The organism is Absicoccus sp., assembly GCF_034090965.1.
GTDB classification, from domain to species: Bacteria; Bacillota_I; Bacilli_A; order Erysipelotrichales; family Erysipelotrichaceae; genus Absicoccus; species Absicoccus intestinalis.
Map to the genome: position 1 here is coordinate 24,878 of NZ_JAXDRQ010000056.1, position 16,197 is coordinate 41,074.

Here is a 16,197-nt window from a genome sequence, read left to right on the forward strand (position 1 = left end):
CAAATTCCACTTTTTAGCCTAAAAACACACAATTTCACACAGGATTTCCCACTTTTTGAGACAAAATAAAGAAAAAGCGCTTCCATTTTACCACTTCTGGAAGCACTTGATTTTCTTATGGTGCGGCCGATGCGATTTGAACGCACACAGAAATAATTTCCACAGCCCCCTCAAAGCTGCGTGTCTACCGATTCCACCACGACCGCGTGTAGTCTTATTTTAATCTATTTTTTCCAATTTGGCTACACATTCTATACCATTTGTTTGACAAAATAAATCGACGGGTTGCACATATTGGCAATCATAGCCCACCTGTGCAAAACTTTGGATATCTCGTGCTAATGTCTTTGGGTTACAAGACACATAGATCACACGTTGTGGATCTAATTTCGCAATATCTTCAATGCCTTGTTTATTCATCCCTTTTCGTGGTGGATCCACAAAAACAACATCAACATTTTGTTTTTGTTCTTTCATGGCATGTGCAAACTGACTGGCATCCATACAATAATAAGACCCATTATGGAGATCGTTTAACGCATAATTTTCTTTCGCATTTTCCACCGCTTCGGGCACAATTTCTACCCCAATCACTTGTTTCACATAAGAGGCCGCCATCATTCCAATGGTTCCGGTTCCAGCATAGAGATCGATGACCGTCATGGATGGATCCAAGCAAGCTGCCTGCAACGCTTGTTGGTATAAGACTTCCATTTGCATCGAATTGACTTGAAAAAACGCTTTGAAATGCAAACGTACTTGGTTTTCGAAACAGGTAGCCAAGATATATGGCTTTCCATATAATACCTCGTACTCTTCGCCTAAGATCACATTGTCTTTTCGCGTATTTCGATTATAAACAATGCTTGCCACATGATCAAATGTAGCCACACAATCTTTCACCAATGGCTCCCAATCGTTTTTTTGTTGACCAATCAAAACAATTTGTGATTGGTGCGTGGACGAACAATATCGTATATATATATGTCGTAAACCTTGTGCGAGTCGAGGTGTTAAATGTTGTTGAAACCATTCATACAAGTCATTGATCACAGGATCTTGAATGGCACAGCGTTGAATAGGAACAATGTCATTGGAATGTAGACGATAAAAACCCATGACCACCTTATCCGAATGAATCTGAATCGGAAATTGGGCCTTATTCCGATAGGCATAGGGCGTATTCATGCCCAATGGATATCGAACTTCTTGTTCCGGCATCCAATCCTGTACCATTTTTTGTTTATAAGCCAATTGAGCTGGATAGCGCATATGTTGCAACTGACATCCACCACACGTCTTAGCAACCGGACAAACCGGTTCGATCCGATCCGGACTGGGCTTGATGACTTCTATCAATCGTGCATAGGCATATTTTTTACAAACCTTCGTGATTCCTACTTTTACTTCTTCTTGAGCTAATACATTGGGAACAAAAACAACCCATCCATCAATACGAGCCACGCCATAAGCCATATTCGTTAGATCAAGGATCTGGGTCGTATATACTTCATTTTTCTTCATGTTCACATTCTAAACAATTTATTTGTAGATATCAATTGACGAATGCGTATATTCGTTGTATATATATTTAGCATGCTAAATAATAGGAGGAGTTATGTTTCATTATGGATATTATTTTAAGCATATTAACATAGAAATTAATAAATATATTCAGCAACGTTTGCAATCGTTTGATTTGACCAAACCACAATTGGATATTTTATTTATTCTACATCAACAAGAGGATCATCGCATCACCTTAAAAGAACTACAAGATCAGTTGCAACTTTCGTATCCGACCCTAACGGGGCTTGTCCATCGGTTGGAATACAAAGGCTATGTCTATCGCAGTCTCAGTAAGAAAGATAAACGAATTCGGTATATCAATGAAACGGAAGAGGCACAAAAGATCCATCATCAAATTTGTCTTGTATTTGAAGATATGGAATCGCAATTGATGAAAAATATCGATGTAGATTCCCAAGTGTCATTACGATCGATGCTGATACAAATTTTACAAAATATAGAAATGGAGGAAAAACCATGTTAAAAACGATTCTTTCTGAACTAAAAGAATACAAACGTGCTACCATTGTTACCCCGTTGTGGGTCATTGTCGAAGCCTTGATGGAAGTTTTTATTCCCTATCAATTAGCCATCATGGTCGATGAAGGCATTCAAAAAGGCAATCTACACGTTGTTGGTATAAGTGCTGCATTGATGTTGGCCGCTGCTATCCTTTCTTTATATTGTGGGTTCCAAAGTGGTAAATATGCAGCCTATGCATCCACTGGATTTGCGAAAAATCTTAGAAAAGCGGAATATAAAAATATTTCCAATTTTTCTTTTAAAGAAATTGATCACTATTCCACGGGTTCATTGATCACGCGTATGACAACCGATGTTACCAATGTGCAAATGGCATTCATGATGGTCATTCGTACATGTGCTCGTGCACCCATGATGCTCATTGCTTCTTTGGTGATGACCTTTTTGATCAATCGCAAGATCGCCCTGATTTTTTTAGGCGTCAGTCTTTTTCTCGCCCTTGTCTTATTTGGCGTCATCTTTATTGTCCGTCCCATCTTCAATCGTTTATTCAAAAAATACGATGCCTTAAATGCACGTATCCAAGAAAATATAACCGGTATTCGAGTCGTCAAATCCTTTGTGCGGGAACCTTATGAAATTCATAAATTTGAAGATACCAGCCAAAACTTATTCAAGATACAACGATTAGCGGAACGTATCTTAAGCATCAACTCACCAGCCATGCAACTTTCTGCTTATATCATGATTTTAGGGATTGCCTGGGTTGGTGCTCACATGATCGTGAGTTCCCAATTGACAACCGGTCAATTAATGACTTTATTGACCTATGTCATGAACATCTTATTCGCATTGATGATGTTATCGATGGTCGTCGTCATGGTATCGATGTCCATTGCTTCTGGTCAAAGAATCAGTGAAGTATTAACGCAAAAAAGTTCGATCGTGTCCCCTGAAAATGCGATCAATTCGGTTGCCGATGGCAGCATTCAATTTGATCATGTCTATTTTGATTATGGTAAAAACGATAAAGAAGATGAGCATGTTTTGAGTGATATCAATATTTCCATTCCTACTGGTTCGACCGTGGGCATATTTGGTGCTACCGGAAGCTCAAAATCAAGTTTTGTTCAATTGATTCCTCGTCTATATGATGTCACGTCCGGATCCATCCGAGTCGGTGGTATCGATGTTCGAAAGTATGATCTGGAAGTGTTGCGTGATAATGTCGCCATGGTCCTTCAAAAAAATATCTTGTTTTCTGGTTCTATCAAAGAAAATATGCGTTGGGGAAATCCAAATGCGAGTGATGAAGAAATTCTAGAAGCTTGTCAGTGGGCACAGGCCGATGAATTTATTCAAAAAATGCCTGAAAAATACGATAGTCATATTGAACGTGGTGGAGCCAATGTTTCGGGTGGCCAACGACAACGTTTATGTATTGCCCGTGCTTTATTGAAAAAACCAAAAATCTTGATCTTGGATGATTCTACCAGTGCTGTTGATACCAAGACAGATGCGTTGATTCGTCAGGCTTTTAAAGAAAAAGTACCCCATATCACACGCTTGATCATTTCTCAACGAATCAGTTCCATCCAAGATGCGGATATGATCATTGTTTTAAACAATGGAAAGATCGATGCCATCGGTAATCATGAAACCTTATTGAAGACATCACCAACATATAAAGAAACATTTGAAGCTCAACAAGAAGGAGGAGGTGATTTTGATGAAGCAGAATAGTTTAGTCCGTATCGTAAAAGAAGTCATTCATAATTATCCTATACATTGTCTACTCGTATTGATCTTCATCATCCTTTCATCATTGGCCAGTGTCTATGGCAGTATGTTCCTGCAACAATTGGTCGATGACTACATTACCCCATTGATTGGTCAGACCCATCCCAATTACACGCCTTTGTTTCATGCACTGATCCAAGTTTCCATCATTTTTCTGATTGGTGTATTCGCAAACTGGTTATTTAATTTTCTATGTGTGACCATTTCCGTTGGCTCTTTAAAGAAATTACGTGATGGCTTATTTAAACACATGGAAACCTTGCCTATTGGCTACTTTGATACCCATGCCCATGGGGACATCATGTCAGTCTATACCAATGATATTGATACGCTACGTCAATTATTATCGCAAAGTATTCCGATGGCTCTTTCTTCATTGATCACGATCATTACCGTATCGATTTCCATGTTGATCTTAAATATTCCTCTGGCCTGTGTCACTTTTGCGGTTGGTGCTTTGATGATCCTTGTTTCCAAAAATGTGTCAAAAAAATCCAGCACCTATTTTATTCGCCAACAAAAAGATCTGGGTACGGTCAACGGATTTATTGAAGAAATGATCGAAGGAAGTAAAGTCATCAAAGTCTTCAATCATGAACAAGCATCGATTGAGGAATTTAATCAATATAATGAAGATTTGTTTCATGCCGCCGACCAAGCCAATAAATATGCCAATGTCCTAATGCCAATCTTAGGTAATATGGGCTATATATCTTTAGTATTAAATGCGTTAGTAGGATCTATCTTAGCCATCAATCATATGGGTGGCTTAACTTTAGGAACCATTGCGGCTTTTATCCAGTTGAACCGATCTTTCAATGGTCCCATTGGTCAGATTTCAACCCAATTAAATGCGATCGTCATGGCTCAAGCCGGTGCGCAACGAATCTGTGAACTCCAAGATGCTGTAAGCGAAGTCGATGATGGCCGAGTCACCTTGGTCAATATGAAACAAGATGAACAAGGAAATTGGCATGAATGCCATGAAAATACAGGTCATTGGTTCTGGGCGCATCCACGTAAAAATGGAACCGAATATGTTGAATTAAAAGGCGATGTTCGCTTCTTGGATGTTTCCTTTAGCTATACGCCGAATAAAGAAATTCTCCATGATATCAATTTATTTGCGAAACCCGGTCAAAAGATCGCGTTTGTTGGACCAACCGGGGCAGGTAAAACCACCATCACCAATTTGATCAATCGCTTCTATGACATCCAAAAAGGTTCCATTACCTATGATGGCATTGATGTTAAATTGATCAAGAAAAAAGACCTGCGTCAATCTTTAGGTATCGTCCTTCAAGATGTTAACTTATTTACCGGTACCGTGATGGATAATATTCGTTATGGAAATTTAGAAGCCAGTGACAACGATTGTATTGCCGCCGCAAAATTGGCCAATGCACATGAATTTATCATGCACTTGGAACATGGCTATCATACGATCATCAATAGTAACAGTTTATCGCAAGGTCAACGACAACTTCTTTCCATTGCGCGTGCAGCTGTTGCCAATCCACCGGTCTTGATCTTGGATGAAGCAACATCTTCCATTGATACCCATACCGAACGTATCGTTCAAGAAGGTATGGATAAACTGATGGAAGGCCGTACGGTCTTTGTGATTGCGCATCGTTTATCTACGATACAAAATGCCAATGCCATCATGGTCTTAGAACAAGGTAAGATCATCGAACGTGGTAATCATGACGATCTATTAAAACAAAAAGGTAAATATTATCAATTATATACAGGATCATTTGCCGATAATGCCTAAGAGAAATTCTCTTAGGCATTAATATTTTCCCACAAAAAAAGGCAAAGCCAAGCCTTGCCTATCGGGTAATTTCATTGACCAATTCCTGATCTTTTGGTGTCGTTAATACATCCGTCGTTTTCTTACCTGGTGCCGTCTTTGTGATCTTGATATAGATCTGACTCGATTGAGGATGCGAATTATCTACCACATAATTATATCCATCGACTTCGAGATCATACATCTTTCCTTTACTGCTATTGGTGAAATAGGTCTTGATCGGAAGCAAATTATCCACAACACTATATGCTTCTTCCGTGATTTGATTGATCGTGGCTTGATCGGCGTCATCCGCACAATCTAAATTCACACGTAAAGTCGCACTTTCCAAAGTGACGGTCACATCGGATACACCACTAATTTGGGCAACCTTTGTTTGCACTTCGGCTATATTTTCCGTTGTGATCTTTGGATCTAAATCACCATCTTGGAAACGATTGCCCTCAACGGGTCGATCACTGCCGATGGCACTCGTTCCTACGACATATAATACGAAAACAATGGGAATCGCAATCAAGATCAACGTGATCCAAACAAGTTTATGTCCCTGTTTTCGTTTCACCTTCTTCATTCGTTTCGGTTTTCTTGTTTTTTCTTCTTGCATAGCATGTCTCCTGGCTTTCATTATAACATACTCTGCAAACTACATGGAAGTCACACTGACCACTTCCGTCGAGTTTGCGGCTCGCTTCATCATGCAGTACACCTTATCATTATTCGTGATCCGTACCGTATATTCGCATGTACGTTTTTTGAATTTCGATAAATTTTTTTCTGCACTCTGTGAAACCGCCAACATTTCACCTGCTGTTTTCCCATGCGCGGTAATGTCAATGGTCATTCGCGTGAGGGTATCCCCTTCATACTTGGCAGAGCCAATCACATACGAATTATCTGGCAATACCTTTTGCATGGCTTCTTGGAAAGATGTAAATTGATCGGCGGTCGTTGAATCTTTACTTGTTAAACTGGTACTTGGAACGCGATACCATTTTTCATCTAAAACGGCATATTCTTGTTTATTTCCTTCAAAGTAGCCAGAATACATATATCCGCCCGTATCATCCGCGGTTTCACTACCATTTAATTCATAGGTGGCCACATAGATGGGAATATTATCATTGATCTCATTAAAACGTGAACGCATATAGTTGACCAATTTCGTAGATGTTACTTTCAAATATTGTCGCATTTTTGCTTTCGTGATCTTCGTGTTATTATCGCCGACACGATCATTGACAACCAAGCCCAAAGAAATGCCTTTTAGATCATTTTTCTTATACCAATCCAGCTCATAGATATCCACCAAAATGGTAGCTCCTTTGACCTTGCCATTGCCCGTATCAAATTCATCATTGGTACTTGGATTTAAACCATTGGGATTATCATCACGTAATGTTCCTAAGAGTCCACGTGAGCCATCGGTTGCATCCAATTCATCATAATCCAAGAAAGCATGGGTCTTATAACCAACTTCGCTTGGCGAAAAATATTGTTTGGAAAGATCCATCAAACCATCTTCAATTTGTATCCGGACATCTTCACTCGCAATGATTCCAACATGTTTGACCCGCGTATCACTGGATTCATAGGGTAAGATAGCACTATATTCTTCTTGTTGATCCGATGAAGATTTGGACGAAGTGATCGATGAACAACCACTACCACTTAATAAAGAGGCACAAAGAATGCCTACGAGTATATTACGCTTGTGCATTTTCTACCTCCTGTAAAAATTCATCCTCACTCATCGTTGCTACGCCTAACGTTTGTGCTTTCGTTAATTTTGAACCCGCTGCCGTTCCATAAATGACATAATCCGTTTTCTTTGAAACCGATCCCGATACATTGGCACCTAATGAAACCAAAATGGCCTTGGCCTCGTTGCGCGTATAATGTTCCAACGTACCTGTCAATACACAAGTTTTATTCGTAAATCGACTTTGTTGGATCGATTTCTTCGTTTGCGTCATACACAAACCTTGATCTTGTAAGACCTGTATCAAATGGATATTCTTTTCTTCTTGAAAAAAGGCAACGATGCTTTCGGCAGTAATTTGACCAATATCTTTGATCTGGATCAAATCATCGATCGAAGCTTGTCGCAAGGCATCCATCGAACCAAATGCATTCGCTAAGATCATGGCTGCTTTCTTACCAACTTGTCGAATTCCTAAGCCAAATAATAAAACACCTAATTCTTGTTTTTTGCTGGCTTCAATTTGTTCCAGTAATTTATCCACAGATTTAGCTTGGTAATGTGGTTTATTCAATAATTCTTCGCGATGATCTTTCAAAAAATAAATATCTTCAATGGAATTCAATAAGCCCCAATCATGTAACTGTTCAATTTTTTTATCACCGAGCGTTTCAATATCCATCGCATCTCGGGATGCAAAATGAATCATGCTTTCTACAACACGAGCTGGGCAATCTTGATTCACACAATAATGCGCTGCCTCATCTTCAAAACGCACCAATTTTGAACCACAAACCGGACAAGTAGATGGAAAGATGTACGGCTTTTGTGTCCCATCACGACGTTGTGGAATGGCTCGCACAACTTCTGGTATGATCTCACCGGCCTTATGGATCACAACAATATCGCCAATACGCAAATCTTTATGAAGGATCATATCTTCATTATGCAAAGTAGCTGCTTGTACAGTGGTTCCTGCCACGCGAACCGGTTCTAAAACTGCATTGGGTGTGATCTTGCCAGTTCTTCCCACACTCAATTGAATATCCAACAAACGCGTCTGGACTTGTTGAGCTGGAAATTTATACGCAATCGCATAACGTGGTACTTTAACAGTCGTACCCAAACGAGAAGAATCCGTTAAAGAATTCAATTTAATGACCATACCATCGATCTCATATGGTAAACTTTCTCTTTTCTCACCAATTTCTTGAATGAATGCCCAAATTTCATCCGCGTTCTTACAAACTTTACGAATGGGATTGACTCGAAAATGAAGCTCATGCATTTTTTCTAGTGCTTCTTCTTGGGTCAAAATGCCAAAATCCTGCGCATTTTGAAAATAATACCAATAGGCATCCAATTTTCGCGAAGCACAGATGCGTGAATCCAATTGACGAATCGAACCAGCTGCGGCATTGCGCGGATTCGCAAATGGCTTTTTATGAGCTGCTTTTTGTTTCGCATTCAATTTTTCAAAACTTTGTTTGGGCATATAGACTTCACCACGTACTTCTACATGCTGCTGAGTAGGAATATGCATCGGAATCGAAGGAATGGTACGGATATTATTGGAGACATCTTCTCCCACCGTTCCATCACCGCGAGTCACAGCACGGATGAATTCCCCATTATCATAGGTCAGTGACATAGCCAATCCATCGTATTTACATTCCACTACATATTCTGCATCGGTAACGCTTTCTTCAATACGGCTACAAAAAGCACGGATCTCATCCAGATTAAAAATATCGGAAAGCGACAACATCAAAGATGTATGGGTCACTTTTTCAAATCCATCTAAGACCGACCCAATGATGCGTTGACTGGGCGAATTGGCATCGTACATTTCCGGATGTTTTTGTTCCAAATGAATCAATTCATCCAATAGACGATCATATTCTTGGTCAGGTACCGTTGGATCATCATAGACATAATATGCGATCGAATATTCTTCTAATATTTTTCTGAGTTCTAGAATTCGTTTCTTTTCATCCATATAAATATACCTATCAATGTTTGTATTATATCACGATTCCCGTTTCTTGAGAGATGGATGTAGGATATTCAATTTTTTCACACCAATCTTATGATCAAACGCAATCGTTGCCACACGGCCTTCAACCTTAATGATCACACCTTGTCCATAGACCGTATGTTCCACAATATCTCCCTTCCGATATTTGGATTTATGACCAGCTTTCGGTGTCGAAGATAAAATTGGTTTTGATGCTTGATGTTGACTTGTCTGCATCGCATCCGATTCAATAAAAGAGGCAGGAATCTCTTTTAAGAACTGGCTTGGTAATTTATTTCCTTCCAACATATAGCTATAGCCACGATTGTAAGTAATATATAAAACTTTTTTTGCCCGGGTCATGGCAACATAACACAAGCGTCTTTCTTCTTCCAAGGCAGCATTGCCACCTTCATCCAAGGAACGTAAGCTTGGAAAGATACCATCATTAAAATTTACCAAGAAAACCGTATCAAATTCCAATCCTTTGGCAGCATGGACGGTCATCAAAAGTAAATGATCTGAATTGGCCACCTCATTCCGATCGGTAAATAACGAAATATCTTGAAGATAGGTTTCCAACGTGGTATCTGGATTTTCTTGTACCGTTTGTGCGATATCTTGTTTTAATTCTTTCAAGTTATCGATACGGGTTGTATCTTGTTCTTTTTCCAACATATCCATATAACCGGATCGTTCCAATACATAATCCAGGAAATCTTCTAATGCATAATCATCTCGATGCGAGCGTAAATCATCAATTAAATGAACAAAGTCTTCACAACGTTTTTTTGTTGCTCCCGAAAGATCTTGACTATGACGCATGGTCTCTAACATATTGAGATGACGAGCGGATGCTTCTTCCTGAATTTTTTGAAGCGATACGGCACCAATTTTTCGACGAGGCTGATTGATCACACGAGTCACAGCTAAGTCCAGCGAAAATTGTTGTGGATCTTCTGTATCCGGATGGGTACATAATTTCAAATACGATAAAGCATCTTTAATTTCCTGTCGTTCATAAAAGCGAATCCCGCCATAGACAACATAAGGAATATTGGCTTGTCGCATTCGTTTTTCAAATGCCCGAGATGTGTAATTGGATCGATACAATACGGCCATATCCGCATAAGAAATGCCTTGATCATGGCGTTGTTTCACCAATTTGGCTACATACAATGGTTCTTGATCATCATCCAACTCACAATGTACATGAATCTTATCCTTACCTGGCAAATTGGTGAATAGATCCTTTTTGATGCGCGATTGATTATGCGCAATGACCGCATTGGAAGCATTCAAGATGGGTTGTGTGCTTCGATAGTTCTGATTCAAGATCACAGTTTGACAATCAGGAAAATCTTTATCAAAACGCAAGATAATATCAACCGATGCCCCCCGCCATGTATAAATCGTTTGATCGGGGTCCCCCACCACACACAATTTGGTATCAGGTCCGGTCAATAAACGAATGATGCCATATTGGGTTGGATCCACATCTTGAAATTCATCCACATGAATGTAATCCAAGCGATTTTGCCATTTTTTTCGAACTTCGCGATCAAAGTTCAATAAATGATGGCCTTCCAATAATAAATCATCAAAGTCAAATGCCTTCATCTCCTTTTTTTTCTTTTCATAGTTGCGATACAATTTGACCATGATTTCTTGCTCTTCTGTTTGCACATAATTTTCAGCTTCTTCCGGATCCACATGTGCCATTTTATGACTGGAAATAAAGCCAATCACTTTATTCAATGGAAAACTTTTCTTATCGATATCCAACTCTCGATAGAAAGGATTCAATATGGATCGTTGATCATCGCTATCTAAGATCGTAAAGGATTTTGGATAGCCTAACTTATCCGCATCTTCACGTAATATTCGTACACACAAAGCATGAATCGTTGAAATACGCACACTATATGCATCTTCTCCAAGTAAATGGATCAGGCGTTCTTTCATTTCATTGGTTGCCTTATTCGTAAATGTGATGGCAAGAATACGACTGGGATATACGCCAATCTTGTTGACCAAATATACGATACGTGCCATCAATACACGTGTTTTTCCAGATCCAGCCCCAGCAATGATACGCACATGCGAATCAATGGTCGTTGCTGCTTTATATTGATTTTCATTTAAAGAGTCCAGTACTTCTGTCATTTTATCACCGTGCTTTATCATATCACGGTTCAATTTGTTATGTATAGAATGAATACCATCTATTGTTTTCTTTAATTAGACAAACCAAAAAAATTGCGCTAGAGTATGCCTAAGGAAGGGTGAGAAATATGTCAACACAAAAAGAAACACATCGTATCGTACTTGTCGCTTTAGGCATTGCGTTAGTTGCCATTACAACACTTTTGATTCGGATTCCCAATGGTCTTCAAGGATATGTCAATGTGGGCGATGCTGTTATTTTTATCTTCGCTGCATTGGTTGATCCAATCGACACATTATTGATTGGTGGTATTGGTTCTGCCATTGCTGATGTTGCAGGTGGTTATGCCTACTATGCGATCTTTACCTTGATCATCAAAGGCATTGAGGGCTATGTCGCCAGTCGTTTATACAAACAATGGAACAAAGGTTGGTTCGCATTTATCATTGCTGCTCTTTGCATGATTGGTGGTTATATCATTGCGGACAGTATCGTGAATCAAAGCATTTGGTTAGGTCTTGCTTCGGTCGCCGGAAACCTTGTACAAGGTGGTGCCAGTGTGATCATTGCGATCGCATTAGAACCAGCCATTAAACGAGCCGCCATTAAACGATTTTCTTTTTAGTCAGCTAAGCTGACTATTTTTTTTATTAAAAAAAGCCCAGTTACCTAGGCTTGATGAATAAATCCGCTTTCTTTGATGCATTGTTTGATATAAGGCACATCCTTTGGATTGGCAATGATCGCGTGAAAATATAAACTACGATCCTCTTCTTCCAGTAAAGCATCGATCATTGTCGCATCGTCTTCCATCCATTGCGTAAAATAAAATTGTTTGTTGTCATAAGAAATCGGGTCTTCATGTAATAATTCATCCAAATGCGAACAAATATCCGATTTTTTACTAGCCATCAGTAACCAGGACCACTGGGACTCATCCTTATAAGGAGCCATCAAACATAAGGCTTCATTGACCGGATCCACACTTCTTTCACAGGCACCATCAGCAACGACCTTCACATCATCGAATAGATGATACACTTCTTGGGTACGATATTGGATGGCTTCTTGTTCCATCGCATGTGCATGTTCCAATTGTGGTTGGCGCCCTAATTGTTGACACAGATCTTCATATACATCCAAGGGCAACGAAATATGTGGATCTTTCCGATTTGCCAATTCAATAAAATCACAAATTTCATTGGCATGTTTGATCGTATCCGCATTCATGGTCGCATACGGACCGACGCCTTCTTTCGCCAGTGTCACCAATGCGGCATTCTTATAATAACGGGCATTCTTTTCCCAATCGTTCCAAACAAAGAAGCTATCCATCAGATCATGCGCTTCCATGCGTGCAAATTCAGAAATATCCATATCCCCAATGGCGGTGGAAATACGTCCATCTTTTTCAATGGGTAAAAAATACGTTTGATCATAAATATAATTCATATTTCTGACTTCCGGATTTTTCAGCAATAGATCCTTTAAATAGACAATTTCATCTTCATAGATATGGTGTAAACGATGAAAATCTTCATCTGCATCAAAATCCAGATCATCAATCAATTCATATTCCCCTGGACATTCGGTTTGAATATCTTTACAAAACTCCACCGCAAAAGCATGGAAACCAGCGCCGCCATGTCGTGTATTCGCTTCGATGATCACATCATCGTCTTCTTCGGTAATCACAATATTCCCTTGTACACAAGCATAGATCACAACACGATCTGCTTGTTCTTCTATTTGCATATGTTCACGCGCACATAGAGCACCCATGACTTGATATAACTCATTTTTTTCTTTTTCGTTTCGATCCTTACAAATCATCCGTACAAACATTCTTTTGACCTCCTAGATCCATCCATGAGATTTCATTATAAAGAGCCACATTGTTAAAGTAAAGGCAGATACTAATGTCGTCAAAGAAACAACAGCCGCACTGAGTTCTCCTTTATGATGCATATTGATGGCCATCACATAACTGGATACGGTCGTTGCTGAACCCATCATCACCAATAAAGCGACGATGTAACTATTGCGAAAACCCATTCGAATGGCCAATGGCATAAACAAAGCAACAAAACCAACCAATTTCATAAAAGTGGCAACAAGAGTTTGTTTCCATACTCTTCTCATACTATGAAATTCAAAGGCAGCTCCCATCGCAATCAGAGATAACGGTGTTGCCAGATTTGCCACCGATTGTACCACTTTGCCAAAAATAACGGGATATGGCAAGTGACAAACCGACCAAAATAAACCAACCACAATGCCAATGAGAATGGGATTGGTCAATATTCCAATCAGGCTTTGTTTGATGGCTCCTGCCTTTTTTTCGGAACTGGTCAACGTCAAGATAATGACGGCTGCTACATTGTATAAAGGAACCGTACCGATGATCATTAAAGGAGCCATACCAGAAGATCCATAAATATTTATGATAAATGCTAAACCAAGAATGGCTGCGCTACTGCGATACGTCGCCTGAATGAATTCGCCACGTTCGGCTTTATCATGCATGGGTAACGATAACAGAAAAGCAATGCCAATGGATGCCAAAGTGATGACAAAACAAAATAACACATATTTCCCATTCCAGGCTTTCGCAAAATCTTGTTGTGCAAGATCTTGAAATACCAGAACCGGAAGAGCAATTTGAAACGCAAATCGATTCATCTGATTGGCAAGCGCTTTATCGAGTATGTGAACTTTTTCAAAAAAATATCCCAAAACGATCAATAAAAAAACGGGCATCGTCGCTTCTAAACTAAAAATCAAATTATCCATGGGTTTATTATATCACGAAGTTACTATATAATATCCATATGAATCAAATCGCAAAAGACTGGAAAGACTATGAAGTCATCGATACCGGAAATAAAGAAAAACTAGAACGTTGGAATCACATTGTATTGCGTCGTCCGGATCCCGTTTGTATCTGGCCCATTGAAGATGCCACTCCATGGCATCAAGCCGATGCCATCTATCATCGCTCCCACAAAGGGGGTGGCTATTGGGAAACCAAGAAACAAACCAAAGAATTCTGGACCATTGGTTATAAAGAATTGCGCTTTAAGATCAGTCCTACAGGATTCAAACATACCGGTCTATTTCCGGAACAAGCCGCAAACTGGGATTTTATCATGAAGTCCATTCGTAACTCCCAACGTAAAGATATTCGTATCTTGAATTTATTTGCCTATACAGGTGGTGCCACCATGGCTGCGGCCAAAGCAGGTGCCAATGAAGTTGTTCACGTAGATGCAGCAAAAGGAATGATCCAATGGGCGAAAGAAAATATGCAACTCAATCATCTAGAAGATCATAAAATTCGTTTTATTGTCGATGATTGTTTAAAATTTGTGAAACGAGAACAACGTCGAAATCGAACCTATGATGGTATCATCATGGATCCACCAAGCTATGGTCGTGGTCCCAAAAAAGAACTCTGGAAATTGGAAGACAATCTCTATGAGTTGGTCAATGAAACACAAAAGCTATTGAGCGAGGATCCTCTATTTTTCATCGTGAATTGTTATACAACAGGGTTTTCTTGCCAAACTTTACAAGAAACGCTACAAAGAAGTGTACAAAAAGAACATGGTGGATCCATTGAAACAGGTGAAAATCTATTACCAGTGACCCATGATCACAGTGTCTTGCCCTGTGGTATTTTTGGCCGTTGGATTCCATAACATTGTTTGCGCAGAATTTTCTGCGTTTTTTTTCATTTCCATCAAAAAAAGCTGCCTTCGTAAAAGACAGCTTGCAGGGATATATTATTTTTTTTGGATGGCACCAACTGGACAGCTTCTTTGTGCTTCTTCAGCTGCTGGATCTTCCGTATCCACATCTTTCGCATGGGCTTGATAACTATCCTCACCCATTTCAAACACATCTGGACAAAGGCCCACACACATACCACAACCGATGCATTGATCATTGACTTCGTATTTACTCATCTAAAATCCTCCCATCTCGAGAAATCGTTACGACTTGCCATGGAATAAATTTGCCACTGGCTTGTAAGGCTTTTTTTGCAGCCATTTCCAAACCACCGCAACAAGGCACTTCCATTCGTACGATTTTCACGCTTTTGATCGTATTACGAGAAAGAATCGCTGTTAATTTTTCACTATAGTCGACTGGATCCAACTTTGGACAACCCACACAAACAATATGTCCTTGGATAAAATCTTGATGAAAATTCGCATAGGCATAGGCCGTACAATCCGCCGCAATCAATAATTTCGCATTTTCATAAAAAGGAGCTTCCATTGGCAATAATTGAATTTGGACAGGCCATTGTCTCAATTGACTTTGTTGCACCAAAGAAACCTGTTCAACATCTTTTCTCTCAAACATTTGTACTTGATGGCCTGGACACATATTACTTTGCTTATGTCGTTGTACCGCAATTTCATCATAAGCAGCTGCTTCCCTTTTTTGAATCTGGATGGCTTGCGTTGGACATTCTGGTAAACAATCGCCAAATCCATCACAATAATCTTCACGAATTAAATGCGCTTTTCCATTGATCATTTCAATGGCTCCTTCATGACAGGCTTGTGCACAAGCACCACATCCATTACATTTGGATTCATCAATCGTAATAATATCTCTTAACATCTATGCTTCCT

General features: G+C 39.5%; 14 protein-coding genes and 1 tRNA gene. 5 read left to right on the forward strand and 10 right to left on the reverse strand.

Going from position 1 to position 16,197, the window contains the following annotated elements; all coding sequences use genetic code 11:
• Positions 1 to 118: 118 nt before the first annotated feature.
• Together SOS22_RS07910 and rlmD are read right to left on the reverse strand one after the other, a co-directional pair.
• Positions 119 to 206, reverse strand: a tRNA-Leu gene (locus tag SOS22_RS07910).
• Positions 207 to 219: 13 nt separating this feature from the next.
• Positions 220 to 1,524, reverse strand: a complete 1,305-nt coding sequence (gene rlmD / locus SOS22_RS07915) for a 23S rRNA (uracil(1939)-C(5))-methyltransferase RlmD (RefSeq protein WP_320325224.1) — start codon at positions 1,522 to 1,524, stop codon at positions 220 to 222.
• 94 nt (positions 1,525 to 1,618) lie between these two features.
• Between rlmD and SOS22_RS07920 the strand changes: the two genes are divergently transcribed.
• From SOS22_RS07920 to SOS22_RS07930, 3 genes are read left to right on the forward strand one after another with little or no spacing between them, the layout of a single operon-like run.
• Entirely contained in the window at positions 1,619 to 2,053 is a 435-nt protein-coding gene (locus SOS22_RS07920) for a MarR family winged helix-turn-helix transcriptional regulator (protein ID WP_320596871.1), read from the forward strand.
• Positions 2,047 to 3,795: an ABC transporter ATP-binding protein gene (locus SOS22_RS07925; protein WP_320325226.1), complete on the forward strand. Its 1,749-nt coding sequence runs from the start codon at positions 2,047 to 2,049 to the stop codon at positions 3,793 to 3,795. Before SOS22_RS07920 ends, SOS22_RS07925 begins: the two co-directional genes overlap by 7 nt.
• The gene (locus tag SOS22_RS07930; RefSeq protein ID WP_320596872.1) at positions 3,782 to 5,629 is read left to right on the forward strand and encodes an ABC transporter ATP-binding protein; all 1,848 of its coding nucleotides are present in this window, start codon (positions 3,782 to 3,784) and stop codon (positions 5,627 to 5,629) included. The genes SOS22_RS07925 and SOS22_RS07930 overlap by 14 nt, the downstream gene beginning before the upstream one ends.
• A 58-nt stretch (positions 5,630 to 5,687) precedes the next feature.
• Here the strand turns inward: SOS22_RS07930 and SOS22_RS07935 are convergent, their stop codons facing one another.
• The 4 genes from SOS22_RS07935 to SOS22_RS07950 are packed head-to-tail and all read right to left on the reverse strand — an operon-like array spanning position 5,688 to position 11,550.
• On the reverse strand, positions 5,688 to 6,272 hold the full coding sequence (locus SOS22_RS07935) for a hypothetical protein (protein ID WP_320325228.1): 585 nt from the start codon (positions 6,270 to 6,272) through the stop codon (positions 5,688 to 5,690).
• Between the two features lie 39 nt (positions 6,273 to 6,311).
• A complete protein-coding gene (locus SOS22_RS07940; RefSeq protein ID WP_320596873.1) occupies positions 6,312 to 7,385 on the reverse strand; it encodes a CamS family sex pheromone protein in 1,074 nt (357 codons plus the stop codon).
• Positions 7,372 to 9,366 carry an NAD-dependent DNA ligase LigA gene (gene ligA / locus SOS22_RS07945; protein ID WP_320325230.1) on the reverse strand — a complete coding sequence of 665 codons (1,995 nt, stop codon included), beginning with the start codon at positions 9,364 to 9,366 and terminating at the stop codon, positions 7,372 to 7,374. The genes SOS22_RS07940 and ligA overlap by 14 nt, the downstream gene beginning before the upstream one ends.
• Before the next feature lie 30 nt (positions 9,367 to 9,396).
• Positions 9,397 to 11,550, reverse strand: a complete 2,154-nt coding sequence (locus SOS22_RS07950; protein ID WP_320596874.1) for an ATP-dependent helicase — start codon at positions 11,548 to 11,550, stop codon at positions 9,397 to 9,399.
• Positions 11,551 to 11,678: 128 nt separating this feature from the next.
• On the opposite strand from SOS22_RS07950, the gene SOS22_RS07955 reads away from it, so the two are divergent.
• A complete protein-coding gene (locus tag SOS22_RS07955) occupies positions 11,679 to 12,176 on the forward strand; it encodes an ECF transporter S component (protein WP_320325232.1) in 498 nt (165 codons plus the stop codon).
• Between the two features lie 44 nt (positions 12,177 to 12,220).
• Here SOS22_RS07955 and SOS22_RS07960 read toward each other — a convergent pair whose 3' ends face one another.
• Positions 12,221 to 13,396, reverse strand: a complete 1,176-nt coding sequence (locus SOS22_RS07960) for a hypothetical protein (protein WP_320596875.1) — start codon at positions 13,394 to 13,396, stop codon at positions 12,221 to 12,223.
• Between the two features lie 12 nt (positions 13,397 to 13,408).
• On the reverse strand, positions 13,409 to 14,344 hold the full coding sequence (locus SOS22_RS07965; RefSeq protein ID WP_320325234.1) for an AEC family transporter: 936 nt from the start codon (positions 14,342 to 14,344) through the stop codon (positions 13,409 to 13,411).
• Between the two features lie 38 nt (positions 14,345 to 14,382).
• Here SOS22_RS07965 and SOS22_RS07970 point away from each other — a divergent pair, with 38 nt between their 5' ends.
• Positions 14,383 to 15,252: a class I SAM-dependent methyltransferase gene (locus SOS22_RS07970; protein ID WP_320325235.1), complete on the forward strand. Its 870-nt coding sequence runs from the start codon at positions 14,383 to 14,385 to the stop codon at positions 15,250 to 15,252.
• An 84-nt stretch (positions 15,253 to 15,336) separates the two neighbouring features.
• Here SOS22_RS07970 and SOS22_RS07975 read toward each other — a convergent pair whose 3' ends face one another.
• Together SOS22_RS07975 and SOS22_RS07980 are read right to left on the reverse strand one after the other, a co-directional pair.
• Positions 15,337 to 15,519, reverse strand: a complete 183-nt coding sequence (locus tag SOS22_RS07975) for a ferredoxin (RefSeq protein WP_128520762.1) — start codon at positions 15,517 to 15,519, stop codon at positions 15,337 to 15,339.
• Positions 15,512 to 16,186, reverse strand: a complete 675-nt coding sequence (locus tag SOS22_RS07980) for an ATP-binding protein (protein ID WP_320596876.1) — start codon at positions 16,184 to 16,186, stop codon at positions 15,512 to 15,514. The genes SOS22_RS07975 and SOS22_RS07980 overlap by 8 nt, the downstream gene beginning before the upstream one ends.
• Positions 16,187 to 16,197: the final 11 nt, after the last annotated feature.

Coding starts and splice junctions, on each gene's coding strand:
- rlmD (WP_320325224.1), bottom strand. CDS start 1,524: ATGAAGAAAAATGAAGTATATACGACCCAGATCCTTGATCTAACGAAT.
- SOS22_RS07920 (WP_320596871.1), top strand. CDS start 1,619: ATGTTTCATTATGGATATTATTTTAAGCATATTAACATAGAAATTAAT.
- SOS22_RS07925 (WP_320325226.1), top strand. CDS start 2,047: ATGTTAAAAACGATTCTTTCTGAACTAAAAGAATACAAACGTGCTACC.
- SOS22_RS07930 (WP_320596872.1), top strand. CDS start 3,782: ATGAAGCAGAATAGTTTAGTCCGTATCGTAAAAGAAGTCATTCATAAT.
- SOS22_RS07935 (WP_320325228.1), bottom strand. CDS start 6,272: ATGCAAGAAGAAAAAACAAGAAAACCGAAACGAATGAAGAAGGTGAAA.
- SOS22_RS07940 (WP_320596873.1), bottom strand. CDS start 7,385: ATGCACAAGCGTAATATACTCGTAGGCATTCTTTGTGCCTCTTTATTA.
- ligA (WP_320325230.1), bottom strand. CDS start 9,366: ATGGATGAAAAGAAACGAATTCTAGAACTCAGAAAAATATTAGAAGAA.
- SOS22_RS07950 (WP_320596874.1), bottom strand. CDS start 11,550: ATGACAGAAGTACTGGACTCTTTAAATGAAAATCAATATAAAGCAGCA.
- SOS22_RS07955 (WP_320325232.1), top strand. CDS start 11,679: ATGTCAACACAAAAAGAAACACATCGTATCGTACTTGTCGCTTTAGGC.
- SOS22_RS07960 (WP_320596875.1), bottom strand. CDS start 13,396: ATGTTTGTACGGATGATTTGTAAGGATCGAAACGAAAAAGAAAAAAAT.
- SOS22_RS07965 (WP_320325234.1), bottom strand. CDS start 14,344: ATGGATAATTTGATTTTTAGTTTAGAAGCGACGATGCCCGTTTTTTTA.
- SOS22_RS07970 (WP_320325235.1), top strand. CDS start 14,383: ATGAATCAAATCGCAAAAGACTGGAAAGACTATGAAGTCATCGATACC.
- SOS22_RS07975 (WP_128520762.1), bottom strand. CDS start 15,519: ATGAGTAAATACGAAGTCAATGATCAATGCATCGGTTGTGGTATGTGT.
- SOS22_RS07980 (WP_320596876.1), bottom strand. CDS start 16,186: ATGTTAAGAGATATTATTACGATTGATGAATCCAAATGTAATGGATGT.